Consider the following 5,107-nt stretch of genomic DNA (forward strand, 5'->3'; position numbering starts at 1 on the left):
CCCCTCTTACACACCCCACCCCCCAAACCCGTGTTTGTTCCTTTTCTGGGGGGATCGGAGTTGTGTATATGAGACGGGTGCGCCACCTTGCGGGGCCCGCCGGGGGTTGTGGCCGCACTGCGCGGCCGCCAGTCGATCAACGACCTGGTCCTGCCGGGCGGACGGCTGAAGGAGCAGGTGGACACCGCCTATGAGCTGCTGACGCAGATCCCGGGCGTGACGTGCGTCCGGCCGAAGGGCGCGCTGTACCTCTTCCCGCGCCTGGACCCCAAGGTCTTCAAGATCAAGGACGACCGCCAGATGGTCCTCGACCTCCTCCGCAAGGAGAAGATCATGGTCGTCCAGGGCACCGGCTTCAACTGGCCGGAGCCGGACCACTTCCGGGTGGTGACCCTGCCGACGGTCGGCGACCTGCGGGACGCGGTGACCCGGATCGGCAACTTCCTGGACGGATACGGCCAACCGTAGCCGGCGGACCGCGGTCCGTGACCAGGCTCAACTTTAGACGAAATCCAAGCTAGGATGGCTTCCTGAGCACAGGAGGCCATCCCATGTACGAACCGATCCACACGGGGCCTTCTCGGAGGTCCGTCCACACCGCGACGGCCGGCAACACGGACTTCCCCCACCGGTCGCGCGAGGAGGAGCTGGACATCCAGCTCGCGGGGCATCTCGCGGCGCTGCTCGCCGTCACCGACGAGCTGCGGACGCTCGCGCCGTCCGCCGACCTGGACCTGGCGGCCGAACGGCTGACCGAGCAGGTGGCCCGGCTGCGGGGCGGGCACACGCCGGCCCGCGCGTCCGGCACCGCGGCCGGCCCCCGGGTGGCGGCCCTGCACGAGCGGGCGCACACCCTCGCCGGCCGCGCCCTCGTCGTCGCGGCCTCCCGCGCCGACACGGCGGCGGCGATCCTGTCCGCCGAGCGCATGGACGCCCACACCGCCGCACTGGCCGAACCGAACGAACTCAGCGCGGCCCGCTGACCCCTCCCCCGGGGTCCCCTCGACGGCCCCGGTCCGCGTGCACCCGCAGCGACGCGCGGACCGGGCGCCATTTTTTTGTGCGCGCGACACGTACATTCGGGTGGACTGCGCGTCCCAAGAGCCCGCCAAACGGCGGCCGCATCGGCATCGCCTCGTAACGTCGGTGGAAATCACGGTGGTTCGGACTCCGGCACGCCATCGTCCCGCACCATTCCACGAGATGTGACAAAGTGAAACACTGGCAATTCTTGGCAGGGCTCTTCGGTGTGGCCGCAGTTACCACCGGAGTGTCGTTGTGGGTCGTTCATTCCTACTCGGCAGCGCCTCAGGATTCCAAGGCCCCCTCATCGACGGCCCAGAACCTGCAGGATGCCAACACGCTCTTGCAGGCAGGCATTCTGCAGCAGAACGACCACGACTTCGAAGGGGCCGACCGTACCTACCGGCGCGTGCTGGAGCTGGACCCACACAACAAGTTCGCCTGGTACAACCTGGGGGTCATCGCACAGGGGGACGGCAGGCCGGCCGATGCACGTGCGGACTACGACAACGCCCTGAAGACCGATCCGGCATTCCCGTCGGCCCTCTTCAACGAGGCGGTGCTGCTGGAGACGAGCGACCCCGACCGCGCGGTCGAACTCCTGGAGCGCGTCATCGCCGGCAATCCCAAGGCGGCCACGGCACATCTGCACCTCGGACGGATCTGGGAGCAGAAGAAGCGTGACGACGATGCCGCGGACGAGTTCCGCCGCGCGGTCGCGGACGATCCCAAGCTGCGTTCCCAAGTTCCGGAGGAATTCCGGTGATTCCCGACTTCGCGATCCCCTCACCGAAATCGAGCCAAGCAGGGAGCAACAAGATGACGCCGACGGCGACACCGAGGTTCTCCGTCTTCACCCCCAGCCACCAGCCCCGTTACCTCGACGAGTGCCTGGCGACCCTTCAGGCGCAGACCTGTCCGGACTGGGAGTGGATCGTCCTGCTCAACAACGGCGCCCGGTGGCGGCCGGAGCGACCCGACGACCGGGTCCGCGTCGAGATCGCGGACGAGCTCAAGGGGGTGGGGGCGGCGAAGCGCAGGGCCTGTGAACTGGCCCGCGGCGAGATCCTCGTGGAACTCGACCACGACGACCTGATGGCGAAGGCCTGTCTGGCGGAGGTCGGCAGGGCGTTCGACGAGAACCCCGGAGCCGTCTTCGTGTACAGCAACACCGCTCAGATCACCGAGGACGGGAAGCGGGACGACAGCCGCTTCGACGAGACGTTCGGCTGGCAGTACGAGGAAGTGACGGTCGACGGCCTCAAGGTGCTGCAGGTCCACTCCCTGGCGCCGACGCCGCACAACGTCGCCTACATCTGGTACGCGCCCAACCACGTGCGGGCCTTCCGCAAGGAGAGCTACGAGAAGGCCGGCGGGTACGACGCCGCGCGGACGGTCCTGGACGACCAGGACCTGATGTGCCGCCTCTTCCACATCGGCGACTTCCACCACATCGACCGCTGTCTGTACCTCCAGCGGGTCCACCCCGAGAACACCCAGCGCGACCCGGAGATCAACGCGCACATCCAGCGCGAGACGGTCGCCCTGTACGACAAGTACATCGAGGCCAACGCCCTCGCCTGGACCTACCGGCGCGGACTGCTCGCCCTGGACCTCGGAGCGGCCCACCGCAAGCCCCCGGGCTACGTCGGCGTGGACCGGCGGGAGGCCAAGGGCGTCGACATCGTCGCGACCCTGCCCGACAAGCTGGACCTGCCCGACGACTCCGTCGGACTGGTGCGGGCGGTGGACTTCCTCGAGTACGTGCCCAGCAAGGTGCCGCTGATCAACGAGCTGTACCGGCTGCTCGCGCCCGGTGGCATGCTCCTCACCATGACGCCCAGCTCCGACGGCCGCGGCGCGTACCAGGACCCGACGCACGGCGCCTACTACAACGAGAACTCGTTCTGGTACTACACGGACGACCAGTACCGCGCCTTCGTGCCGGACCTCGAGGCCCGGTTCCAGTCGTCACGTCTGGTCACCTACTTCCCGAGCGAGTGGCACTCCAAGAACGACATCTCGTACGTGGTCGCCAACCTCATCGCGATGAAGGACGGCACCGCGCGGCACGGCGGAAAGCTGCTGGTCTAGATCCGCCGCGACGGCAGGCGCCCGGTGGACCGTGTGGTTCCGCCGGGCGCCTTCGACGTCTGTGGGCCGGACTCACCCCACTTCAGACTCCGACGCGTTGCTTCGCCCGGGCGAATTGCCCGGAGCGCAGATGGCGTCGTGAGAGCTCCAGGTTCTGGAACACGCGGTCACGATCCTCGGCGGGCAACCTGCCTTCTGCCAGCAGGCGCTCACAGCAGCCCTCCGACTCCTCGTACTCCCCGACCCAGTACGCGGACACGGCGAGTTCGTCGAGGGCCCGCCACTCGTACCAGGCGGGCTCGACGAACAGGTGGTCGCCGCTCGGATACGGGAGGCGCGCCGCCTGCTGCGCGAACAGATGGGCGAGCGGCCACCGCTGCCCGTTGAGACGACACCAGCGCGCGAGCTCACCGAGAGCCTCGGCGCGTGCGGGGCGGCTCTCGTGCGCACCGAGGTAGCGGTCCATCACCTCGGCCGGCGGCCGCCCCAGCTGCTCGGCCAACTGTGCGCCGAACAGGCGGGAGCAGAAGACCTCCTCGTCCCAGCCGCCCATGCCCGCCCGGCGGTCGTGGGCTTCGATCGCCTTCTCGAACTCACCGGCGTTGCGCCAGCCCTGGGCCAGGTAGAACACATAGCGCTCGTTGCCGGGCTCCTTGATCAGGCCCTGCCGGAGGATCTCGACATCTCCCAGGTACTTCTCCCGCGGGCTCTTCCCCCTGCTGCGTCCCCCGCCGCCCACGACGACGACGGTGGCCCCTTCCAGGTTCCCGAGGCTGTACTGCGAACCGCAGTCGAGGTACTCGTGCAGGACACCGACGTACCGCCAGGGCAGCCGGGTCGAGACCAGGGCGCGGCGCCGGTACCTGTAGCGCCCGCTTCTGATGCTGAGCCGGTAGGCGTCGAGAGTCAGCTCGGGCATGGCGGAGCCGGGCGCCACCTCCATCACGTCGTCGGCGTCCATGAAGAGCAGGTAGTCCGCGCCGGCACGGGCGAGTTCGATCGCCTCGGTACGGCTGCCGTCGAACCCCTTCCAAGGCCGTTCGTACAGTTCGCCGGGCAGGTCGCGGTAGACGTCGCGGATGACGTCCTGCGTGCCGTCGGTCGAGCCGGTGTCCACGATGACCCAGGTGTCGATCAGGGGCCGTACGGATTCGAGACAACGCCGGATCACCGGCGCCTCGTCCTTGACGATCATGTTGAGACAGACCGTTGACTTCACGGTCCCATCCAATCCAGCCGGGGAAAGCCGCGCAAAGAGGCTGGGCCGCAGCCATTCTCCGGACTCGTGCATTCGAGTGGTCTGAACGCCCCTCGCGCCTGCCGTACGGCGGCACCGTCGTGGGTGCCTCGTAACGTCGGTGCCGACGACCTGAGACAGGCCAACTCCATACGTCCACCACCTTCCACGAAAAGTGACCAAGTGAAACGTACGAGATTGTGGGCAGGGCTCGCCGCGGCGGCGACCGTTGCCACTGGGGCGACCGTCTGGGCGATTCATTCCCCGTCGGCCGAGCCGTCGGAATCCAAGGCCGCTTCAGTGACCCGGAACGCGAAGTCGGTGGAGGCACTGCTGAAGTCCGCCCTTCAGCACCAGATCCAGCAGGATTCCACGGGGGCCGCCCAGGACTACCGGCACGCCCTGGAACTGGACCCCAGGAACAAACGCGCCTGGTACGGCCTCGGGCTCATCGATCAGCAGTCCGGCAGGACGACGACTGCATCGGCGGAATTCGACAAGGCCCTCGAAATCGATCCGTACTTCATGTCCGCTCTCTACAGCGAGGCGTACATGCTGAAAACGAGTGACCCCGACCGGGCCATTGAACTCCTCAAGCGTGCCGCTGCCATCGATCCCAAGGCGGGAATGACCCAACTGCAACTGGGCCGGCTCCTGGCGGAGAACAACCGCAAGGGCGAGGCCGAGGCTGCGTTCCGCCGTGCGGTCGCCGCCGATTCCAAGGCCCTCTCCCAAGTGCCGGAAGAGTTCCGG

The 5,107-nt window shown here is 67.8% G+C and carries 5 protein-coding genes and 1 pseudogene; 5 read left to right on the forward strand and 1 reads right to left on the reverse strand.

Annotated features, from left to right (window positions below; genetic code table 11):
- Positions 1-93: 93 nt before the first annotated feature.
- The 4 genes and pseudogenes from ACFW2E_RS41135 to ACFW2E_RS41150 all read left to right on the forward strand — a co-directional run.
- Positions 94-468 (forward strand): annotated as a pseudogene (locus ACFW2E_RS41135) (aminotransferase class I/II-fold pyridoxal phosphate-dependent enzyme); the annotation flags it as partial.
- Positions 469-551: 83 nt separating this feature from the next.
- The gene (locus tag ACFW2E_RS41140; protein ID WP_384475523.1) at positions 552-983 is read left to right on the forward strand and encodes a hypothetical protein; all 432 of its coding nucleotides are present in this window, start codon (positions 552-554) and stop codon (positions 981-983) included.
- A 248-nt stretch (positions 984-1,231) separates the two neighbouring features.
- The gene (locus ACFW2E_RS41145; RefSeq protein ID WP_384475525.1) at positions 1,232-1,789 is read left to right on the forward strand and encodes a tetratricopeptide repeat protein; all 558 of its coding nucleotides are present in this window, start codon (positions 1,232-1,234) and stop codon (positions 1,787-1,789) included.
- 53 nt (positions 1,790-1,842) lie between these two features.
- Positions 1,843-3,117 (forward strand): glycosyltransferase, encoded by a 1,275-nt coding sequence (locus ACFW2E_RS41150; RefSeq protein WP_384475528.1) that lies wholly within the window; start codon positions 1,843-1,845, stop codon positions 3,115-3,117.
- Positions 3,118-3,199: 82 nt separating this feature from the next.
- Here ACFW2E_RS41150 and ACFW2E_RS41155 read toward each other — a convergent pair whose 3' ends face one another.
- Positions 3,200-4,336, reverse strand: a complete 1,137-nt coding sequence (locus ACFW2E_RS41155) for a glycosyltransferase (RefSeq protein WP_384475530.1) — start codon at positions 4,334-4,336, stop codon at positions 3,200-3,202.
- A gap of 201 nt (positions 4,337-4,537) precedes the next feature.
- Between ACFW2E_RS41155 and ACFW2E_RS41160 the strand changes: the two genes are divergently transcribed.
- On the forward strand, positions 4,538-5,107 hold a 570-nt coding region (locus tag ACFW2E_RS41160; RefSeq protein WP_384475532.1), incomplete at its 3' end, for a tetratricopeptide repeat protein.

The organism is Streptomyces sp. NPDC058964 (assembly GCF_042741275.1).
In the GTDB taxonomy this organism is placed as follows: Bacteria; Actinomycetota; Actinomycetes; order Streptomycetales; family Streptomycetaceae; genus Streptomyces.